The organism is Rhodococcus sp. NPDC057014 (genome assembly GCF_042673295.1).
Lineage (GTDB): Bacteria > Actinomycetota > Actinomycetes > Mycobacteriales > Mycobacteriaceae > Rhodococcus_F.
Window position 1 is genome coordinate 1 of the sequence record NZ_JBHUSF010000006.1, and the last position, 18,583, is coordinate 18,583.

Sequence of the window (18,583 nt, forward strand, 5' to 3'; positions counted from 1 at the left end):
CCGCGGAGGGTGGGGCGCATCAGTCGATCAAGACGCCGTCGATCGGGCTGGAGCAGCCCGGGTGTGTGAGTTTCGAGCCGGCGTTCGCGATCGACACCGAATGGACTTTGCTCGACAGTATTTCCCGGTTGGGCCGGCCGGAGGGGTCGTCGTCGTATCTGCGGCTGTCGACCCGACCGGTGGATCAGACTCTCGCCGCGGTGCCGTCGGATCCGGCGGCGCGGGAGCGTCGCCGCCGGCAGGTGGTCGCCGGCGCCTACACGCTCCGGCACACCGGCACGCCGGTGGTGACGTTGGTGGGGATGGGGGCGGTGATCACCGAAACCCTGACTGCGGCGGACCGGTTGGCGGAGCAGGGGATTGCGGTGGATGTGGTGTGTGTGACCAGTGCGGGGTTGTTGTTCGAGGCGGTGCAGGCGCGGCGTGGTCTGACCGAGGGTCCGTCGTGGATTCTGGATCAGGTGTTTCCGGCTGACCGGGCGGCGCCGATGGTGACGGTGCTGGACGGGCATCCGCACACTTTGGCGTTCCTGACCGGGATCAACCGGGTGGCCGGGGCGGCGCTGGGTGTCAGCAGGTTCGGTCAGGTCGGGTCCCTCGACGAGGTGTACCGGTATCACGGCATCGACACCGACAGCATCGTCCGCGCCGCCCTCGACCTCACCGACTGAAAGCTGCCGTGTCCGTCGTGAATTCACGGTGCGCCTGGGACGATGACCCGGTCGTGGCGGCGTGGGCGGGGTTGCCCCGGTTGGAATCAGGCCTGACCGCGGATGCGTGCGTCGTCGGACTCGGCGGTTCCGGTCTCGCCGCTGTCGAGGAACTGACGGCCCGCGGGCTCACCGTCGTCGGCCTCGATTCGGGTCGCGTTGCCTCGGGCGCGGCCGGACGGAACGGCGGATTCCTGCTGGGTGGTCCGGCGGCCTTCCTGCATTCGGCGGTCGCCGACTGGGGTGCGGCGTCGGTGGACCTGTACCGGGCGACGCTCGCCGAACTTGAGCGCCTCGCCGACATGCTGGGTACGGACGTGATCGCGCGAACCGGGTCGATTCGGCTGGCCGGACTTCCCGGCGATCCCGTCGACGACACCGAAGCAGCTGAGCGGGCGGCCGAACTGGAGGATTGCCACGCGCTCGCACAGGCGTTGCGGGACAATGCCATCGCCGTCGAAACCTACGACGGGGAGCTGGGGCAGGGAATATTCCTGCCCGACGACGCGGCGACGAATCCGTCGCGCCGAGCATTGGGTCTCGCGTCGATACTGCGGAATTCGGCGGGCCTGTACGAGAATTCGCCGGTCACCTCACTCGTGCCCGGGGGCGTGCACACCGGGCACGGCACGGTGAGCGCACCGGTGATTCTGGTGGCCGTGGACGGAAAGCTCGAGCAGGTACTTCCGGAGCTGGCCGGCCGAGTCCGCACCGCGCGACTGCAGATGCTCGGCACCGCGCCCGGGCTGCCGCCGCGGCTGCCGTGCCCGGTGTACGGGCGGTGGGGATACGACTACGCCCAGCAATCCACCGACGGCCGATTGCTGGTCGGCGGTGGCCGCGACCTGTTCGCCGACGCCGAGTGGACGTCCGACGCGGAGCCGACCCGACCGGTGCAGTCCCACATCGAGAGGGTGGCCGAACGGATGGCCGGGCGGCCGGTGTCGGTGACACGGAGATGGGCGGCCTCCGTCGGCTTCACTCCCGACGGTCGCCCCCTGTGCTGCGAGGTGCGGCCCGGCGTCTTCGCGGTCGGCGGGTACAACGGGACCGGCAATCTGGTGGGGCCCGTCGCCGCCCGGGCCGCGGTCGCACTGGCGCTGGACGGAATCGCGCCGCCGGGCTATCTGGTTGCGTCGGTGGCCGACTGAACCCGGCGCTCCCGACTCTGCCGTGCAAAACCGGCAACGGTGACGGCGATGTTGCTCGCGGCTATGAGACCGATTCCGGTCAACTGGTGGGCAGACAGCATCTGATGCAGGATCAGCCAGCCGGACAGCGCGGCCCACACCGGGTTCAGGCTGGTGAGGGTTCCGAACAGGCCCGCGGGCAGTCGTCGCAGTGTGATGAGGTCCGCGGCGAAAGGTATGGCGGAAGCCAGGATTCCGCACGCCACCGCGAAGACCAGCGATTCGCCGGTCGGCGGGTGGTGGACGAACCAGACGGCCGTCAACGGTATCCACGCTACGGCGGACAGTGCGCTGGCGGCAGCGGTTCCCTGAACGCCGGGAAGTCGTTGGCCCAGAGTCTTATTGAGCAGAATGTACCCGGCCCACGCCGCCGCGGCGGTCAGGGCTGATCCGATCCCGAGGTAATCGGTGGTCGGGCCGGGATCGGTGAGCACCAGGACGCCGGCGCCCGCCACGATCGCGCACGCGACGTCGACGACACGTCGCGAGGTGAGCACTGCCACGGCCAGCGGGCCGAGGAACTCCAACGTCACCGCCAGTCCGAGACCGATGCGCTCGACGGCGATGTACAGACTGGCGTTCATGACGCTGAAAACCACCGCAAGCCCGAGGACCGGCCGGAACTGCGCACCGGTCATCGACCGGAACCGAGGCCGCACGGCAGCGCCGAGGACCAACGCGGTGACGAGTTGGCGCACCGCGACCACCCCGACCGGCCCGATGACCGGGAACGCCAGTGCGCCGATCGCGGCCCCGGCCTGGTTGCTGACGGAACTTCCGACCATCGTCGCGACACCCATCTGGACATTCGATCGTGGCTGTGTCACGACAGATACGGTAGGTCGGCTGCTCGGATACGTAAAATGCATTCTGTGGGGGAGGTATACGCTTTGGTTATGGATTGGACCTTGCGGGAACTGCGATACTTCGTCACCGCCTGCGATCTCGGATCGTTCACCGACGCCGCGGCCGAACTCGACGTGTCCCAGGCCGCTGTCTCGCGCACCATCGCGAGCCTGGAGAACCGGCTGGGTGAGCGTCTCGTCCGGCGGACGCCGCGTGGCTGCGAACCCGCAGCGCTCGGGCAGCATGTGATGCCGCAGGTCCGGCGGGTGCTCGCGGAAGTCGCCAAGCTCGACGAGGTGATCCGTACCCGGCAGGCCATCCTTCGGGTGGGTTACGCGTGGGCCGCCGTCGGCCGTCACACCACACCGTTGCTGCGCACGTGGCCGAAGGCGCATCCCGACATCGACCTGCAACTGGTTCGGCACAACTCCCACACCGCGGGGCTGGCCGAAGGCGTCTGTGACGCGGCGATCGTGCGCACGCCCGTCGACTCGCGCCGATTCGATTCCGTCGTCATCGGCCTCGAACGCCGCATGGTTGCGTTCGCGTCGGACGACCCGGAGTGGCGCCGTCGACGGCAGGTGACGATGTCGGAGATCGCCACGCGCACAATCGTGATCGATCCCCGGACCGGCACGACCTCCAGCGAGTTGTGGACCGCGGGAACGGGTCCGGAGCGCTTCGTCGAATCCACCGATGTGGAGGAGTGGCTCGACACCATCGCCGCGGGCCGGGGTGTCGGAACCACCGCGGAAGCGACGGCGTCGCACCATCCTCGCGACGGCGTCACCTACCGCCCCATCAGCGATGGCCCGCGGGTTCCGGTGCACCTGGCCTGGTGGCGTCACGACCCACCGACCGGACTCGCCGCGCTGATCGACACCCTCACCGCGACCTACACCGACGCGCCCCGCTAGCGGCGTGAGACGGCGACCGTCGTTGCTCCGGGTGAAATGCCGGCGCGGATTCCGATCGCACCGGCCTCGCCGCGGTTGGTGACGTCGAGTTTCTGCAGCACGCTGGCGACGTGGAACTTGACCGTGCTCTCGCTGATGCCCAGTTCGGAGGCGATGGCCTTGTTGCGTTTGCCGACCGTCAGATGCGCGAGGACCTCGAGTTCCCGGGGATTGAGGGTGGACAACAGGTGCTCGTCCGGGCGTGCGGCCGGGGGATCCAGCGGAATCACGAGCGACACCCGGCTGCCCCACCCGGCGATGCTCTCGATGTCGACGCGTCCGCGCAGCGTGTGCAGCCGCCCGGCCAGTTGCCGGGTGAGGGCGCTGCCGTCGATCGCCCCGGAGCCCTGATCTCGGACCTCGAGCAGCACGTTGTCGCCGTCGCAGTCCCACGCGACCCGCAGCCGGGCCAGCACGGGTTGCGCCCCGAACGCCAGGACGATGGTGCGGACCATCGCCCTGGCCGCATGCGCGATCTCGCCCGGAAGCGGTCGCCCGTCCGCCGGGGGATCGACGTAGTCGATCTCGACCTCGCAATGCCGCAGCAGCGGACGTAGTTCTCCCTGGAGCCGGGCGAACGCGGTGGTGACCGCCTCCTCGGAGAGGGCGCGGTCGGCATCGCCCGCCGATCGCAGCGCGATCAACGCCGCCGACGCCGTCTCGCTGGCGGTGATGCGGGAGCGGCGATCGTCGAGATCGTTCGATCGCAGTGTCCCCAGGATCGAGGACAGGGTGGCGTCGTGAATTTCGGTGAGTTCGGCGATGGTGCGGGCCCGTTCACTGGACGCGGCGCGGGACTCGGCGAGGTAGTCGGGGCTGGCCTGGGCGACCTGCTGACGGATCGAGGTGGCGACGATCCCGAACAGCGCCACGATCAGGTCCGGGTCGGGCGGTTCGGGTTGCACCCGCTTGGGCACGACGACCAGCAGGGTGTCGGTGGCATCGCGCACCACCCAGAGCGGACGCCGCGCCCCTCCGAGAATGTGGACCCCGTCGAAAACCGTGCCGAGGTCGGCCGACTTCTTCAGTGCGTCGAGTTCGTCGATGGTGACGCGGTCGACGATCTCCCGGTTCCCGGCGACCTTCCGTGGTCGCCCGGTGCATTCACACGTGAAGATCACCAGCGCGTCATGCGACCACAGTGAGGTCAGATACCGCGAGAAGCGCGCCGCGATGTCCGGCAGCGGGCCCGCGATCACGGAGCGCATGTCCACCCACGACTGCGCTTGCTTCCGATCGGTGTCCTCGACGCTTACCACGGGACCCACCGTAGGGCCGATCGGTGTGCGGCGGCACTGGCCATCTGGCCAGCGCGCACTCGTCGAGCGACCGGGTGCCGTCGGGGTGCGGGCTCGGCAATCTTGTCTCCACGACCGGACCCGCTCTACCGAGGAGGATCATGACCGTCACCATCGAAGACACTCGAACGCGGTTCGACGATGGGCGTCGCATCGTGCTGGACGAGAACGCACGGCTGCTCAATTCCGTTGCCGCCGAACAGTGGGATCGTGCCGGCGCGCTGATCACCTCCGCCCGCGCGGTGTTCGTGATCGGCAACGGACGCAGCGGACTGGCCGTGCAGATGGCCGCGATGCGCCTGATGCACCTCGGCCTGCGCGTCCACGTGGCCGGTGAGGTCACCGCCCCCGCCGTCGGATCGGGCGACGTCCTGATCGCCGTGTCGGGGTCCGGGACCACCGCCTCGGTGATCGGCGCCGCCGACACCGCCCGGAAGGTCGGCGCCGCCGTCGTCGCGGTCACCATCGCCGCCGAGTCGCCGCTCGCGCAGCGCGCCGACGAGACCCTCGTGCTCCCGGCGGCCGACAAGCAAGACCACAGCGCCGCCATCACCGCGCAGTACGCGGGCAGCCTGTTCGAGCAGTCCGTCCTCCTCGCCTTCGACGCGCTGTTCCAGGCGCTGTGGAACAACGCGGACCAGACCGCCGAACGGCTGTGGGAACGCCACGCCAACATCGGCTGAACCAGCACCACCCCAGAACCCCCAAGAAAGAAACAGGAGAAATACATGACGAAGCTGCAGGTAGCAGTCGACCTTCTCACCACCGCCGACGCGCTGGCCCTGACCAACAAGGTCGCCCCGTACGTCGACATCATCGAACTGGGCACCCCGCTGATCAAGAGCGCTGGCCTCAGTGCCATCAGCGCGATCAAGGCAGCGCACCCGGACAAGGAGGTCTTCGCCGACCTCAAGACCGCCGACGCCGGTTTCCTCGAGGCCGACCTCGCGTTCGCGGCCGGTGCCGACCTGGTCACCGTCCTCGGTGCCGCCGGTGACGCCACCATCAAGGGTGCCGTCGAGGCCGGTCAGAAGCACGGCAAGAAGGTCGTCGCCGACCTGATCGGTGTCGAGAACCGTGTCGAGCGGGCCCGGGAGATCGCCAAGCTCGGTGTCGCGTTCGTCGAGATCCACGCCGGACTCGACGAGCAGGCCCAGCCCGGCTACTCCATCCAGACCCTGCTCGACGACGGCAAGATCGCCGGCGTCCCGTTCTCGGTCGCCGGTGGCGTGAAGGTCGACACCATCAAGGCCGTGCGCGACGCGGGTGCCGATGTCGCCGTCGCCGGTGGCGCCATCTACAGCGCCGCCGACCCGGCCGCCGCGGCGAAGGCCCTCAAGGACGCACTCGCCAAGTAGTCTTCCGGAACCCGAAATACCCTGAGCAGAATCGCTGCTCAGGGTATTTCGCGTGCCTGGGAACTACGGGAGACAGGTGAGTGCCAAAGCGTGCCGGGGCACACTTTGGCACTCACGTGGGGCGACTACCGCGCTGAAAACTCGAGCGTGCGCCACACCCGGCCGGAGCGGCTCAGGATGTCGTCGGCGGACGCGGGGCCCGAGGTGCCTGCCGGGTAGGTGTCCGGCCGGCCGGCCGCGGCCCAGTGCTGCAGGAGGGGGTCGATGATCCGCCAGGAGTGCTCGACTTCCGCGCGACGGGGAAACAGTGTTCCGTCCCCACGGAGGACGTCACCGATCAGCCGCTCGTACGCCTCCGGCGCCGGATCGAACACCGATCGGAAGTCCATGCCCAAGCTCACCGGCTGGATCTGCATGCCCCCGCCCGGGCGCTTGGCGCCGATGTGCAATTCGATCCCGTCGTCGGGTTGGACGCGGTACACGAGGACGTTCGAGACGCCGGCGGCGCGGGCCGCGGGCGACCCGTGAGCGGGTGGCGTGAACGTGACCGCGATCTCGGTGGTCCTGCGCGCCAGCCGTTTTCCGGTGCGGATGTAGAACGGCACTCCCGCCCAGCGGCGGGTGGTGATCCCGATGGTCAGGGCGGCGAAGGTCTCGGTCGACGAGTCGGCAGGGAACCCGTCCTCCTCCGTCAGGCCGGGCAGCCGAACGTCGTCGTCGATGCCGGGCCCGTACTGGCCGCGGGCCGACGTCTGATCCAGAGGTCCGAGTAGTTCGGTGGCGGAAAGGATCTTGACCTTCTCGGCGGCGATGCTGTCGGCGTCGAAGCCGACGGGTTCCTCCATCGCGATCAGCGCCAGCAACTGGAGCAGGTGGTTCTGGATGACGTCGCGGGCGGCGCCGACGCCGTCGTAATAGCCGGCCCGCCCGGTCACCCCGACACTCTCGGCCATCGTGATCTGCACGTGGTCGATGTGCCGGTTGTTCCACAGCGGTTCGAACATCCCGTTCGCGAACCGCAGCGCGAGGATGTTCTGTACCGTTTCCTTGCCCAGATAGTGGTCGATCCGGTAGATCGACGACGGTGGAAAGTATTGGGCCAGTACGACCTCGAGTGCCCGGGAGCTCGGCAGGTCGTGACCGAACGGCTTCTCGACCACCACCCGTCGCCACCCGCGCGCGGGCCGATTCAACCCGACGACCGCGAGCCGGCTGCACACGGTGGCGAAAGCGGACGGCGGGACCGACAGGTAGAAGACGTAATTGTCCGGCTTGCCGCGGCGCTGATCGAGGACGGCCAACAGCGAAGCCAGCTGCCTGAATCCGCCCGGATCGTCGAACGACCCCTCGACCAGGTGGATGCGCTGTGTCAGGGACTGCCAGACTGCGGGGTCGAACGGCCGCCGGGCGTGAGCTTTCACCGATTCCCGCAACACCGGTTCGCTGTTCGCGGCGTCGCGGGCGAATCCGACGAGATCGAATCCCGCGGGTAGCTGACCACAATGCGCGAGATCGTAGATGGCGGGAACCAGTTTCTTGCGGGCCAGATCCCCGGTGATGCCGAAGATCACCAGCGAAGACAAGTCGGCCACCGGGCCGAGGTCACCGATCACCAGTTCCCCGCCGACGCGGCCACCGACCTCGCTCGAGAGCGGGACGCTCTGCTGCACTTCAGACACGGTCACTTCTGCTGCACTCCGTACATTCGCTCCTCGACAGGCGCATTCGGACAATGCGTCGGCTATCAGTGTCGGAGTGGCGAACGGCGAAAGCACTTGGCCGGGCGACCAGTAGCGGCTCCCCATCCGGTCAGGTGAACCGCGCGTCGCGCGGCACTACACATAGAGCAGGTACTCGACGGATCGACGGCGAAAGTGAAACGGTGACGATGAAACTCGGTGTGGTAGGGCTCGGTCGGATGGGATCGAACATGCGTGAGCGTCTGCGTGACAAGGGGCACGACGTCCTCGGCTACGATCCGAATCCCGACGTCAGCGACGTCCGCAGCCTCGAGGCCCTCGTCGAGGCCCTTCCCGCACCCCGGGCCGTGTGGGTGATGGTGCCCGCCGGCGCGCCCACCCGCCAGGTGATCGAGCAACTCTCCCGGCTCCTCGCCCCCGGCGACGTGGTCGTCGACGGCGGCAACTCCCGGTTCACCGACGACAAGGTGAACGCAGCGCTGCTCGCCGAACACGACGTCCGTTACGTCGACTGCGGAGTATCCGGCGGCGTCTGGGGACGTCGGAACGGGTACGCGCTCATGGCCGGTGGTCATGAAGACGACATCACAAGGCTGCTACCGATCTTCGACGCCCTCCGCCCCGAAGGGGACCGTGCGGACTCGTTCGTCCATGCCGGCGGCATCGGAGCCGGGCACTACGCGAAGATGGTGCACAACGGGATCGAATACGGGCTCATGCAGGCGTACGCCGAGGGCTACGAACTCCTCGCGGCCGAGGAATCCATCGCGGACGTCCCGGCGGTGCTGCGGGCCTGGTCGCAGGGCACCGTGGTCCGTTCCTGGCTGCTCGACCTTCTGGTGCAGGCCCTGTCCGAAGACCCGGGGCTGGGCTCGATCTCCGGGTACACCGAGGACTCGGGTGAAGGCCGGTGGACGGTCGAGGAAGCGATAGCCCACGCCGTCCCCGCCCCCGTGATCTCCGCGGCACTGTTCGCCCGGTTCGCGTCCCGTCAGGACGACTCCCCGGCGATGAAGGCGGTCTCCGCGCTGCGCCGGCAGTTCGGTGGACACGCCGTCCGCAGCGCCGAGCCCGTCGAGGTCGCGTGACCGCGACGTCCGTATCACCGAGCATCACAGCATTTCTCGAATGGCAGCGCCTGCAGGACCACTACGGTGACATTTCCCGGGTGCATCTGAGGGAACTGTTCGGCGCCGACCTCCGGCGCGGCAGGGATCTGACGGTCATCGCCGGGGATCTCTTCATCGACTACAGCATGAGCCGCATCGACCGCGACACGCTGCCGCTGCTCGTCGCGCTGGCCCGTGCCGCCGGCCTCGAGGACCACCGCGACTGCATGCTCCGCGGGAACCCGGTCAACACCACGGAGAACCGGCCCGCCCTGCACACCGCGTTGCGGCTGCCCCCATCTGCGGAACTGTCCGTGGATGGTCGCGATGTCGTCGCCGACGTGCATCGCGTGCTCGACCGGATGGCCACATTCACCGACCGGGTGCGCAGCGGACGGTGGCGAGGGGCCACCGGCCGGCGCATCACCACCGTCGTCAACATCGGAATCGGCGGATCCGACCTCGGTCCGCGGATGGTGTGCCAGGCGCTGCGCCCCTACTCCCACCGCGATCTGTCGGTGCGATTCGTCTCCAACGTCGATCCGGCCGACCTGCTGGCCGCCCTCGACGGCCTCGACCCGGCGGCCACCCTGTTCGTCGTCGCGTCGAAGACCTTCGCGACGATCGAGACCCTCACCAACGCCACCGCGGCCCGGTCCTGGGTCACCGGGGCGCTCGGGGAGGACGCGGTCGACCGGCATTTCGTCGCCGTGTCCACCAACGCGGCGAAGGTGGCCGAGTTCGGCATCGACCCGGCCAACATGTTCGAGTTCTGGGACTGGGTCGGTGGCCGCTACTCGATCGGCTCGGCGATCGGCCTGCCGGTGATGCTCGCGATCGGACGAGGTGCGTTCGGCGACTTCCTCGCCGGCATGCACGCCGTGGACCGGCACTTCGCGACGGAGCCGCTCGAGTCGAACGCACCGGTCCTGCTCGGTCTGTTGGGTTTCTGGTATGCGAACTTCTTCGGTGCCGAGACCCGGGCGGTCCTGCCCTACGCCAACGACCTCGCCGCCCTGCCCGCGTACCTGCAGCAACTCGCGATGGAATCGAACGGCAAGTCCGTGCAGCTGAACGGGATGCCGACCGACGTCCCCACCGGGGCGATCTGGTGGGGTGAGCCCGGCACCAACGGGCAGCACGCCTTCTACCAGCTCCTGCACCAGGGCACTCGCATGGTTCCCGTCGACTTCCTCGGATTCGCCGAACCGGCCGCCGATCTGCCGCTGAGCGACGGCAGCGGCAGCATGCACGACGTTCTGGTCAGCAACTTGCTCGCCCAGCGCAGAGTGCTCGCATTCGGCCGCACCGCCGCGGATCTCGCCGCCGAGGGGATCCGGGAAGACCTCATTCCCCACCAGGTGATGGCGGGGAATCGTCCGTCGACCACGATTCTCGCCCCCGAGCTGAGCCCCGGCGTGCTCGGGCAGCTGATCGCGCTCTACGAGCACCAGGTCTTCACCGAAGGTGTGCTGTCGAACATCAACTCGTTCGACCAGTGGGGTGTCGAACTCGGCAAGGATCAAGCCCTGCAACTACACCGGGCAGTCGGTGGGAACGGGGTCGCCGAGGGAGTGGACAGTTCCACCGAATCGATCGTGCAGTGGTACCGGGCAATCCGGGACGGTTCCGGGTGAACGTGAGCACCGCCGCTCAATGAGCGTCATCGCATCATCTCGCTCCGGATGGCGTCCTGGACCTTCTCCCGGGTTCCGGCGATGTGGCCCGCCATCTCGGCGAGATCTGCGGTTCGGTTGAACGACTCGGTGTGTTGCGAGAGCTCCTCGAGTTGTCGCAACACGTCCGGGCCGGCGACGACCTTTGCCTGGCTGAGCAGGCCGTCCAATTCTTCGATGCCGATAGTCTCCGTCTCGGCAGCGGGATTCGGCGCCCCCGCGTGTGCTTGTGCTGCGAGGCGGGCCGTCGCTCCCAGTAACTCGGCATAGATGGCGAGCCGCAGCTTCATGAGCTGGTCTTTCCGCGCATTCTTGCTGCGCAGGCGTTCCGCGATCCACGGTGAGACGGCCGTGCCGATGATCCCGGCGATGCCCATCCACATGATCGGATTCACGATCCATCCCTCCAGTGCCTCCGTCGTGCCGAATTCGGAACGCTCCCAGCTCAGTTCTCGTTGTCGCCGAAGATGGCCTTCGCTTCGAGGTATTCGGCGAGACCGAATTTGCCGAACTCGCGGCCGTTGCCTGATTGTTTGTAGCCGCCGAAGGGCGCGTCGAACGCCAGCGGCGCCCCGTTGACGTGGACCATTCCCGTCCGCAGTTTCCGGGCGACGTTCCGTGCGCGCTGCGGGTCGCTCGAGGAGACCATTCCGGAGAGCCCGTACGTGGTGTCGTTCGCGATGCGGATCGCGTCGGCCTCGTCCTCGTAGCCGATCAACATCATGACGGCGCCGAAGATCTCCTCCCGCGCGATGGTCATGTCGTTCGTGACGTTCGCGAACACGGTGGGCCGGACGAAGTATCCGGCGGAGAGCCCGGGCGGGCGGCCGACACCGCCGGCGACGAGTGTGCCGCCCTCGTCGATGCCGGTCTGGATCAGACGCTGAACCTTGTCGAACTGTGCCTGCGAGACGAGGGGACCCACGGTCGTTCCGTCGGCGTCCGGAGGCCCGACCACGATCGTCTCGGCGGCCGCCTTCGCGATCGCGCAGGCCTCGTCCATGCGATCCGACGGAACGAGGATGCGAGAGCCCGCGTTACAGGACTGGCCCGCGTTGACGACCACGCCCATCACGTCCCGGGTGATGACTTCGTCGAAGTCCGCGTCGACCAGCACGATGTTCGCGGACTTGCCGCCGAGTTCCTGCGCGACGCGTTTCACGGTCGGCGCAGCATTTCGCGCGACCTCGACACCGGCACGGGTCGATCCGGTGAACGACACCATGTCGACGTCCGGATGCGTCGACAGGGCGGCTCCGACGGTAGGTCCGTCACCGTGAACAAGGTTGAAGACGCCGGCCGGGACCCCTGCTTCGTGGAGTATCTCGGCGAAGATGATCGCATTGAGGGGCGCGATCTCGGACGGCTTCAGCACCATCGTGCATCCGGCGGCCAGTGCGGGCGCCACCTTCGCGGCGATCTGATTGACGGGCCAATTCCACGGTGTAATGAACGCGCACACGCCGACCGGCTCGTGCACGACCGTAGTGGTGCCGATCTTCTCCTCGAATTCGAACCCGCGGAGCGCATCGAGGGCGGCGGCAAGGTGCGCCATGCCGCACGGTGCCTGAGCGGTCGCGGCGAGCCCCGCAGGTGCGCCCATCTCCTGGGTGATGGTCGTGGAGAGGTCGTTCATCCGCCGCCCGTAGACCTCGATGACCCTGCTCAGCAACTCGATTCGGTCGGCACGGGTCGTCGCCGCGTAACTGTCGAACGCTGTTCGCGCCGCGGTGACGGCTCGGTCGACGTCCTTCTCGTCCCCCAGCGCGATCGTGGCGATGGCCATCTCCGTCGCAGGGTTGACGACGTCGAGCGTGTCGGTGCCGATCGGCTCGACCCACTCGCCGTCGATGTAGAACTTCCGGGTGTTCTGCATGGTGCTCCTCGTTGTCTGCCGTCCGGTGTGTGCGGCATGTGACAACGATGACGTCTCGCCGTCCCGACGTCTGTCCGCCGACGGGGCCTTCCTCGGGGTGAATGCGCTGTCCCCCGATCGGGGGATGGCCCCGATGGTCGATACCGTTTCGGTTCGGCAACTGGTCCCGGACGAACGGGACGGTCGTTGCGTCAGATCGAACGGGCGTCCCGTTCGTGCGGTGACGGGCGTGCTCGGCGGCTATCATCACCAGCACGTCAGGAGGTGGATCGATGGCCGAACAGATCGACGACTACTTCACCTCCGTCGTGTCGGGGCTTGTCCGCGGGAAAAGCAGCACCGGGGTCCGTCCGGAGGACCCGATCCGGCCCCCGTCGCCGTTGTCGGTGCAGTCCGCTCTGGATCTCTTCGACGCCCAACTGGGCAGCAGGCATCTCGATCTGGCGGCCCGGTGGTTGCGGTCGCAGGGTAAGGGTTTCTACACGATCGGTTCCTCCGGGCACGAGGGCAATGCTGCCGTCGCCGCCGCGCTGCGTCCCACCGATCCCGCTCTGCTGCACTATCGTTCCGGTGGATTCTTCCTCGCACGGGCGCGGCAGGTGGGCGGCAGTGATCCGCTCCGCGACGTCCTCCTCGGCGTCGTGGCGGCGACGGAGGAGCCGATCTCGGGTGGACGGCACAAGGTGTTCGGCCGCCACGATCTCGGCATCATTCCCCAGACCTCTACCGTCGCTTCGCATCTGCCGCGTGCGGTCGGTGTCGCGTTCTCGATCGCCCGGGCACTCAAACTCCACCTGCCCTCGCCGTGGCCCGCCGACGCGGTGGCGGTGTGCAGTTTCGGGGATGCGTCGGCGAACCACTCGACCGCGGTCGGCGCGATCAACACCGCCGTCCACTCGGCCTATCAGGGGTTGCCGCTCCCGTTGCTGTTCGTCTGCGAGGACAACGGGATCGGGATCAGTACCAGGACGCCGACGGGGTGGATCGCCGCGAATTTCGGTGAGCGGGCGGGTCTGGAGTACTTCGAGGCGGACGGTTCCGACCTGCCGGCGGCGTATGCCACCGCAAAGCGTGCCGCCGACTGGGTGCGCGTGCACCGCAAGCCGGCGTTCCTGCACCTGCGGACCGTCCGGTTGATGGGTCACGCCGGATCCGATCTCGAGTCCGCATACCGGACGTCCGCCGAGATCACCGCCGACTTCGACCGGGACCCGGTGCTGTGCACCGCAAGATTTCTGATCGAAGGCGGACACCTCGGCCCCACCGAGATCCTCGCGCGCTACGAGGACACGCGCGCGGAGGTCCTCGGACTCGCCCGGGAGGTCGCCGAACTACCCCAACTGGACAGTCCCGCGGCGGTGATGAGGCCCCTCACCGAAACCGCCACGCAGGCCGCCGGGGCGGTGCCGGAGCGCGTCGACCCGGCCGAGCGCGCGGAGTTCGTCGGATCGCCGCTGCCGGAGGAGGAAGGCAGGCTGACCCTCGCCCTGTCGATCAACCGTGCCCTGCTCGACGTGCTCGCCCGCTGCCCCGAGGCGCTGGTGTTCGGTGAGGACGTGGCCCGCAAGGGCGGGGTGTACGGGGTGACCCGCGGCCTGATGAAGAAGGCCGGATCGGCGCGCGTGTTCGACACCCTGCTCGACGAGCAGGCGATCCTGGGACTCGCGTTGGGTGCGGGGGTGTCCGGGTTGCTGCCCATCCCGGAGATCCAGTACCTGGCGTATCTGCACAATGCGGCCGACCAGATCCGCGGGGAGGGTGCGACGCTGCAGTTCTTCTCCGACCGGCAGTACCGCAATCCGATGGTGGTGCGGATCGCCGGGTACGGGTATCAGAAGGGCTTCGGCGGGCACTTCCACAACGACAACGCCGTCGCCGCACTGCGCGACATCCCCGGTGTGGTGGTGGCGTCGCCGTCCCGCCCCGAAGACGCCGCGGCCATGATGCACAGCTGTGTGGCGGCGGCGCGTACCGCCGGCGCGGTGTGCGTGTTCCTGGAACCGATTGCGCTGTACCACATCAGGGATCTGTACGACGAGGGCGACGGGCTGTGGCTGGCACCGTACCCGGACCCCGCGACGCAGGCCGAGAACCACGTTCCGATCGGCTCGGCCCGCACCCACGGTGACGGCACCGACCTGACGATCGTCACCTACGGCAACGGTCTGCGGATGAGCCTGCGGGTCGCGCGGAAGCTCGAGCGTGCGCACATCGCCGCCCGGGTGGTGGACCTGCGGTGGCTCGCACCGCTGCCGGTGCGGGACGTCGTCCGGGAGGCGCACGCTACCGGCCGGGTGCTCGTGGTCGACGAGACCCGCACGTCGGGGGGTGTGTCCGAGGGCGTGGTCGCCGCGCTGGTCGACGAGGGCTTCACCGGGCCGCTCGCGAGGGTGACGAGCGAGAACAGCTTCATCCCCCTCGGCGACGCCGCGCTCGAGGTGCTGCTGTCCGAGGACACCATCGAGGCGGCGGCGATCGCACTCGTGAGCCGCTAACACCGGCATCCCTCGCACTTCGGTATGACGGCAACGTCAACCGGTATCCCCTCCGCCATTGCCAAGCCGTCGTGCGGTCGGGCATGTTCGAACTGCATCTCTCCACACCGGCGGACAGGAACAATTCATGAGTGGCGATCAGCTACCCCACATCGTGGTGATGGGGGTGACCGGCTGCGGGAAGACGACAGTCGCGCAGCAACTTTCCGCACTGACCGGCCACCGGTTCCTCGACGCCGACGATCTGCACCCGCCGTCGAACGTCGCGAAGATGGCCGCCGGCATCCCGCTGACCGACGACGACCGGGCCCCGTGGCTGGGCGTCGTCCGGGACCGGCTGCAGGAGCTGTCCGGGCAGGGGCGCCGCGGTGTGGTGGCGTGCTCGGCGCTGCGGCGCAGCTATCGGAGGATCCTCGGCGACGTCTCCGACCCGGTGCTGTTCGTGCACCTCACGGGAGACCAGCAGGTGATCCGAGGGCGGATGCAGGCACGGAGCGGGCACTTCATGCCGCCTGCGCTGCTCGATTCCCAGTTCGCGCTCCTCGAACCGCTCGACGCCGACGAATTCGGTGTCGCGCTGGACGTCGCACCGGCGCCGGACCTGATCGCCCGAGCCGCCGTCGAATACCTGCACGAAGAACGAAAGGTCGCCACACAGTGAGTTCGCATCGGAGCTTCGACGTCGAGGGCAAGATCGCGCTCGTCACGGGGTCGAGCCGGGGAATCGGTTTCGCACTCGCCAACGGACTCGCCGAGGCGGGCGCGGAGGTCGTGCTCAACGGACGCGACGCGGCAGCCCTGGCGCGCAGTCGCGACGAGATCGTCAAACACACCGGCGCGACGGTCCACACCTGCGCCTTCGACGTGACCGCTCCCGAGGAGGTCGCTGCCGCCGCGAAGCGGGTCGAGAACGAGATCGGCCCCGTCGAGATCGTCGTCAACAACACCGGCGTCCAGCACCGCAGCCCCCTGCTCGAGTTCGGCGACGACGACTTCCGTCGTGTTCTCGACACCAATCTCAGCAGCGCCTTCTTCGTCGGCCGCGAGTTCGCGCGGGCGATGGTCGAACGCGGGCACGGCAAGATCGTCAACATCTGCTCCGTGCAGAGCGAACTCGGCCGGGCGGGCATCGCCCCGTACGCCGCCAGCAAGGGTGGGCTGAAGATGCTCACCCGCGGAATGTGCGCCGACTGGGCGCCATTGGGGCTGCAGGCCAACGCCATCGCGCCCGGCTACTTCGACACCCAGCTCACCGAGGCGCTGGTGAACGACGCCGAGTTCAGTGCGTGGCTCACCAAGCGCACGCCGGCCGGGCGGTGGGGCCGCACGGACGAACTCGTGGGTGCGCTGCTCTTCCTCTCCTCGCCGGCGTCGGACTTCGTGAACGGCCAGATCCTGTATGTCGACGGCGGACTGACCGCCGTAGTCTGATCCCCACCCGACCGACTCGAAAGACGAAGATGCCGAACACCGCACCGCCCCGCATCCACCTCGGACCGCACCCCGACGCAGCCCTGATACGCGGGATCGAGAGGGGCGGCGGCGTACTCACCCCGCTCGACGACGCCGAGGCCGTCGTCTGGGCGCAGGGCCCCGACACGTTTCCGGCGGAACTGCCGGACTCCGTGCGCTGGGTGCAGCTGCCCTCGGCGGGGGTGGAGCCCTGGATCTCCGCGGGCATCGTCGACACCGACCGGGCCTGGACGTCCGCGGCCGGCGCCTACGCCGGCAACGTCGCGGAACACGGCGTCCTGCTGCTCCTGGCCGGGGTTCGGGCCCTCACCGAGCAGGTGCGCGCGACGTCGTGGCGCAAGGCCGAGTTCGACCCCCAGGTGGGCACGCTGCGCGGGGCGACGGTCGCCATCGTCGGCTGCGGCGGCATCGGTCGCGCGATGATCCCGCTGCTCGCCGCGTTCGGCGCGGACGTGCTGGCGGTCACTCGCTCGGGCACCCCGGTTCCGGGTGCGTGCGAGACGCTGCCGGCCGACCGGACCTCGGAAATCTGGTCCAGGGCAGACCATTTCGTCATCGCCGCACCGGCGACGTCGGCCACCGCCCACCTCGTCGACGAGGCCGCGCTCGCACAGATGAAATCGACGGCGTGGATCGTCAACGTGGCGCGCGGTTCCCTCATCGACACCGAGGGTCTGGTCCGCGCGCTGCGCGCCGGGTCGATCGGCGGCGCCGCACTCGACGTCACCGACCCCGAACCGCTGCCCGACGGGCATCCGCTCTGGGCCCTGCCGAATGCGATCATCACCCCGCACGTCGCGAATCCCGCGACCAGACTGACCGGGTTGCTCGCCGATCACGTCGCGACCAATGTCGAACGCTTCGCCGCGGGCGCGCCGCTGCTGGCGCCGATCGATCCGGCCCGGGGTTACTGAGGGCCGCGTTCGGCTTCCGAACTGGTCCTGATGTAGTTGGCCACGACACTGCGCAGCACCTCGCGCACCGCCTCCGCCGGTCCGGACAGCGGCTGATTGGCGGGTGTCCCGAGGGAGACCTGGACTTCGATCGACGGTTCGATGCGGCGGAGTTCCAGGTTCTCCACGTTCATGATTCGGCGTGCCACCGAGAACGGTAATACGGTCGCGCCCAGTCCGTTTCGGACCGCCTGCGCCATCAGTGTCACCGATTCCACCTCGCCGACCACCCGCGCGTGCTCGAAGGCGTGCTCGTATGCCTGCTCCACCACCTTGCGGATCGTGTGCATCGGACCCGGCAGCAGCAGCGGGAGATCGACGAGGTCCTTGATGGCGACGGCCGTCCCGGTGTCGCCGGGCAGTCCGGTGCCCGCCGGGGCGACGACCATCAGTTCCTCGGTGAGTAGACGCTCGAAGTTGACGCCCTTGATCGGGCCGGCGTCGTACAACAGGGCCATGTCCATCCTGCCCGTCATCATGGCCTCGCTCAGCACACCGCCGAAATTCTCGTTGATGTGCAGAAGGATGCTGGGGTAGCGCGACCGCACCGCGGTGAGCAGCGGCAGCGCGATGGAGCTGACGGTGCTGTACGGCGCGAGTCCGACGGAGACACCGCCCGCCAGTTCCCGGCCGACGACGCTCACCTCGGCCTGAGCGCTCTCCACCTGCCGCAGGATCACCTGTGCGTGCCGGTACAGCGCGCGCCCCGCGTCGGTGGGTTCCACTCCCTGCTTGCTGCGGATCAGCAGTTGCTGACCGAAGTGCGTCTCCAACGCCGTCATCTGCTGGCTGAGAGCCGGCTGCGCGATGTGCAGTATGTCCGCCGCCCGCGTGATGGATCCGGCGTCGACGATGCGGACGAATGAGAACAAGCGTCGGGTATCCACGAGCGATCTGCCTTTCTGACGATGCGCGCGACGCGAGCACGCCGCGGTTTCGAGAA

The 18,583-nt window shown here is 68.4% G+C and carries 16 protein-coding genes and 1 pseudogene; 11 read left to right on the forward strand and 6 right to left on the reverse strand.

Annotated features, from left to right (window positions below):
• Together ACFTZB_RS02130 and ACFTZB_RS02135 are read left to right on the forward strand one after the other, a co-directional pair.
• Positions 1 to 671: pseudogene (locus ACFTZB_RS02130) on the forward strand (pyruvate dehydrogenase); the annotation flags it as partial.
• A 17-nt stretch (positions 672 to 688) separates the two neighbouring features.
• Positions 689 to 1,861: an NAD(P)/FAD-dependent oxidoreductase gene (locus ACFTZB_RS02135; RefSeq protein ID WP_378429887.1), complete on the forward strand. Its 1,173-nt coding sequence runs from the start codon at positions 689 to 691 to the stop codon at positions 1,859 to 1,861.
• Here ACFTZB_RS02135 and ACFTZB_RS02140 read toward each other — a convergent pair.
• Positions 1,834 to 2,727, reverse strand: a complete 894-nt coding sequence (locus tag ACFTZB_RS02140; RefSeq protein WP_378429888.1) for a DMT family transporter — start codon at positions 2,725 to 2,727, stop codon at positions 1,834 to 1,836. The genes ACFTZB_RS02135 and ACFTZB_RS02140 overlap by 28 nt on opposite strands.
• Before the next feature lie 69 nt (positions 2,728 to 2,796).
• On the opposite strand from ACFTZB_RS02140, the gene ACFTZB_RS02145 reads away from it, so the two are divergent.
• Entirely contained in the window at positions 2,797 to 3,663 is an 867-nt protein-coding gene (locus ACFTZB_RS02145) for a LysR family transcriptional regulator (RefSeq protein WP_378429889.1), read from the forward strand.
• Here the strand turns inward: ACFTZB_RS02145 and ACFTZB_RS02150 are convergent.
• Entirely contained in the window at positions 3,660 to 4,910 is a 1,251-nt protein-coding gene (locus tag ACFTZB_RS02150) for a LuxR C-terminal-related transcriptional regulator (RefSeq protein WP_378429951.1), read from the reverse strand. The two genes, ACFTZB_RS02145 and ACFTZB_RS02150, sit on opposite strands and share 4 nt — an antisense overlap.
• Positions 4,911 to 5,101: 191 nt before the next feature.
• Between ACFTZB_RS02150 and hxlB the strand changes: the two genes are divergently transcribed.
• Positions 5,102 to 5,683 carry a 6-phospho-3-hexuloisomerase gene (hxlB, locus tag ACFTZB_RS02155; RefSeq protein WP_378429890.1) on the forward strand — a complete coding sequence of 194 codons (582 nt, stop codon included), beginning with the start codon at positions 5,102 to 5,104 and terminating at the stop codon, positions 5,681 to 5,683.
• A gap of 45 nt (positions 5,684 to 5,728) precedes the next feature.
• The gene (hxlA, locus tag ACFTZB_RS02160) at positions 5,729 to 6,358 is read left to right on the forward strand and encodes a 3-hexulose-6-phosphate synthase (RefSeq protein ID WP_378429891.1); all 630 of its coding nucleotides are present in this window, start codon (positions 5,729 to 5,731) and stop codon (positions 6,356 to 6,358) included.
• Positions 6,359 to 6,483: 125 nt separating this feature from the next.
• Here the strand turns inward: hxlA and zwf are convergent, their stop codons facing one another.
• Entirely contained in the window at positions 6,484 to 8,043 is a 1,560-nt protein-coding gene (gene zwf, locus ACFTZB_RS02165) for a glucose-6-phosphate dehydrogenase (protein WP_378429892.1), read from the reverse strand.
• Positions 8,044 to 8,240: 197 nt separating this feature from the next.
• On the opposite strand from zwf, the gene gnd reads away from it, so the two are divergent.
• Together gnd and pgi are read left to right on the forward strand one after the other, a co-directional pair.
• Entirely contained in the window at positions 8,241 to 9,146 is a 906-nt protein-coding gene (gene gnd / locus ACFTZB_RS02170) for a phosphogluconate dehydrogenase (NAD(+)-dependent, decarboxylating) (protein ID WP_378429893.1), read from the forward strand.
• Positions 9,143 to 10,804, forward strand: coding sequence for a glucose-6-phosphate isomerase (pgi, locus tag ACFTZB_RS02175; protein ID WP_378429894.1), 1,662 nt, complete (start codon positions 9,143 to 9,145; stop codon positions 10,802 to 10,804). Before gnd ends, pgi begins: the two co-directional genes overlap by 4 nt.
• Positions 10,805 to 10,830: 26 nt before the next feature.
• Here the strand turns inward: pgi and ACFTZB_RS02180 are convergent, their stop codons facing one another.
• Together ACFTZB_RS02180 and ACFTZB_RS02185 are read right to left on the reverse strand one after the other, a co-directional pair.
• A complete protein-coding gene (locus tag ACFTZB_RS02180) occupies positions 10,831 to 11,238 on the reverse strand; it encodes a hypothetical protein (protein ID WP_378429895.1) in 408 nt (135 codons plus the stop codon).
• A 50-nt stretch (positions 11,239 to 11,288) separates the two neighbouring features.
• The gene (locus ACFTZB_RS02185; protein ID WP_378429896.1) at positions 11,289 to 12,719 is read right to left on the reverse strand and encodes an aldehyde dehydrogenase family protein; all 1,431 of its coding nucleotides are present in this window, start codon (positions 12,717 to 12,719) and stop codon (positions 11,289 to 11,291) included.
• A gap of 272 nt (positions 12,720 to 12,991) precedes the next feature.
• On the opposite strand from ACFTZB_RS02185, the gene ACFTZB_RS02190 reads away from it, so the two are divergent.
• From ACFTZB_RS02190 to ACFTZB_RS02205, 4 genes are all read left to right on the forward strand, one after another.
• The gene (locus ACFTZB_RS02190; RefSeq protein ID WP_378429897.1) at positions 12,992 to 15,214 is read left to right on the forward strand and encodes a thiamine pyrophosphate-dependent enzyme; all 2,223 of its coding nucleotides are present in this window, start codon (positions 12,992 to 12,994) and stop codon (positions 15,212 to 15,214) included.
• A 127-nt stretch (positions 15,215 to 15,341) separates the two neighbouring features.
• Complete coding sequence (locus tag ACFTZB_RS02195; RefSeq protein WP_378429898.1) at positions 15,342 to 15,875, forward strand: gluconokinase; 534 nt, start codon at positions 15,342 to 15,344, stop codon at positions 15,873 to 15,875.
• Positions 15,872 to 16,645 (forward strand): SDR family oxidoreductase, encoded by a 774-nt coding sequence (locus ACFTZB_RS02200; RefSeq protein ID WP_378429899.1) that lies wholly within the window; start codon positions 15,872 to 15,874, stop codon positions 16,643 to 16,645. The genes ACFTZB_RS02195 and ACFTZB_RS02200 overlap by 4 nt, the downstream gene beginning before the upstream one ends.
• A gap of 29 nt (positions 16,646 to 16,674) precedes the next feature.
• Positions 16,675 to 17,601: a D-isomer specific 2-hydroxyacid dehydrogenase family protein gene (locus tag ACFTZB_RS02205; RefSeq protein ID WP_378429900.1), complete on the forward strand. Its 927-nt coding sequence runs from the start codon at positions 16,675 to 16,677 to the stop codon at positions 17,599 to 17,601.
• Here ACFTZB_RS02205 and nac read toward each other — a convergent pair.
• Positions 17,595 to 18,512 carry a nitrogen assimilation transcriptional regulator NAC gene (gene nac / locus ACFTZB_RS02210; RefSeq protein ID WP_072944342.1) on the reverse strand — a complete coding sequence of 306 codons (918 nt, stop codon included), beginning with the start codon at positions 18,510 to 18,512 and terminating at the stop codon, positions 17,595 to 17,597. The two genes, ACFTZB_RS02205 and nac, sit on opposite strands and share 7 nt — an antisense overlap.
• Between the last annotated feature and the right edge of the window lie 71 nt (positions 18,513 to 18,583).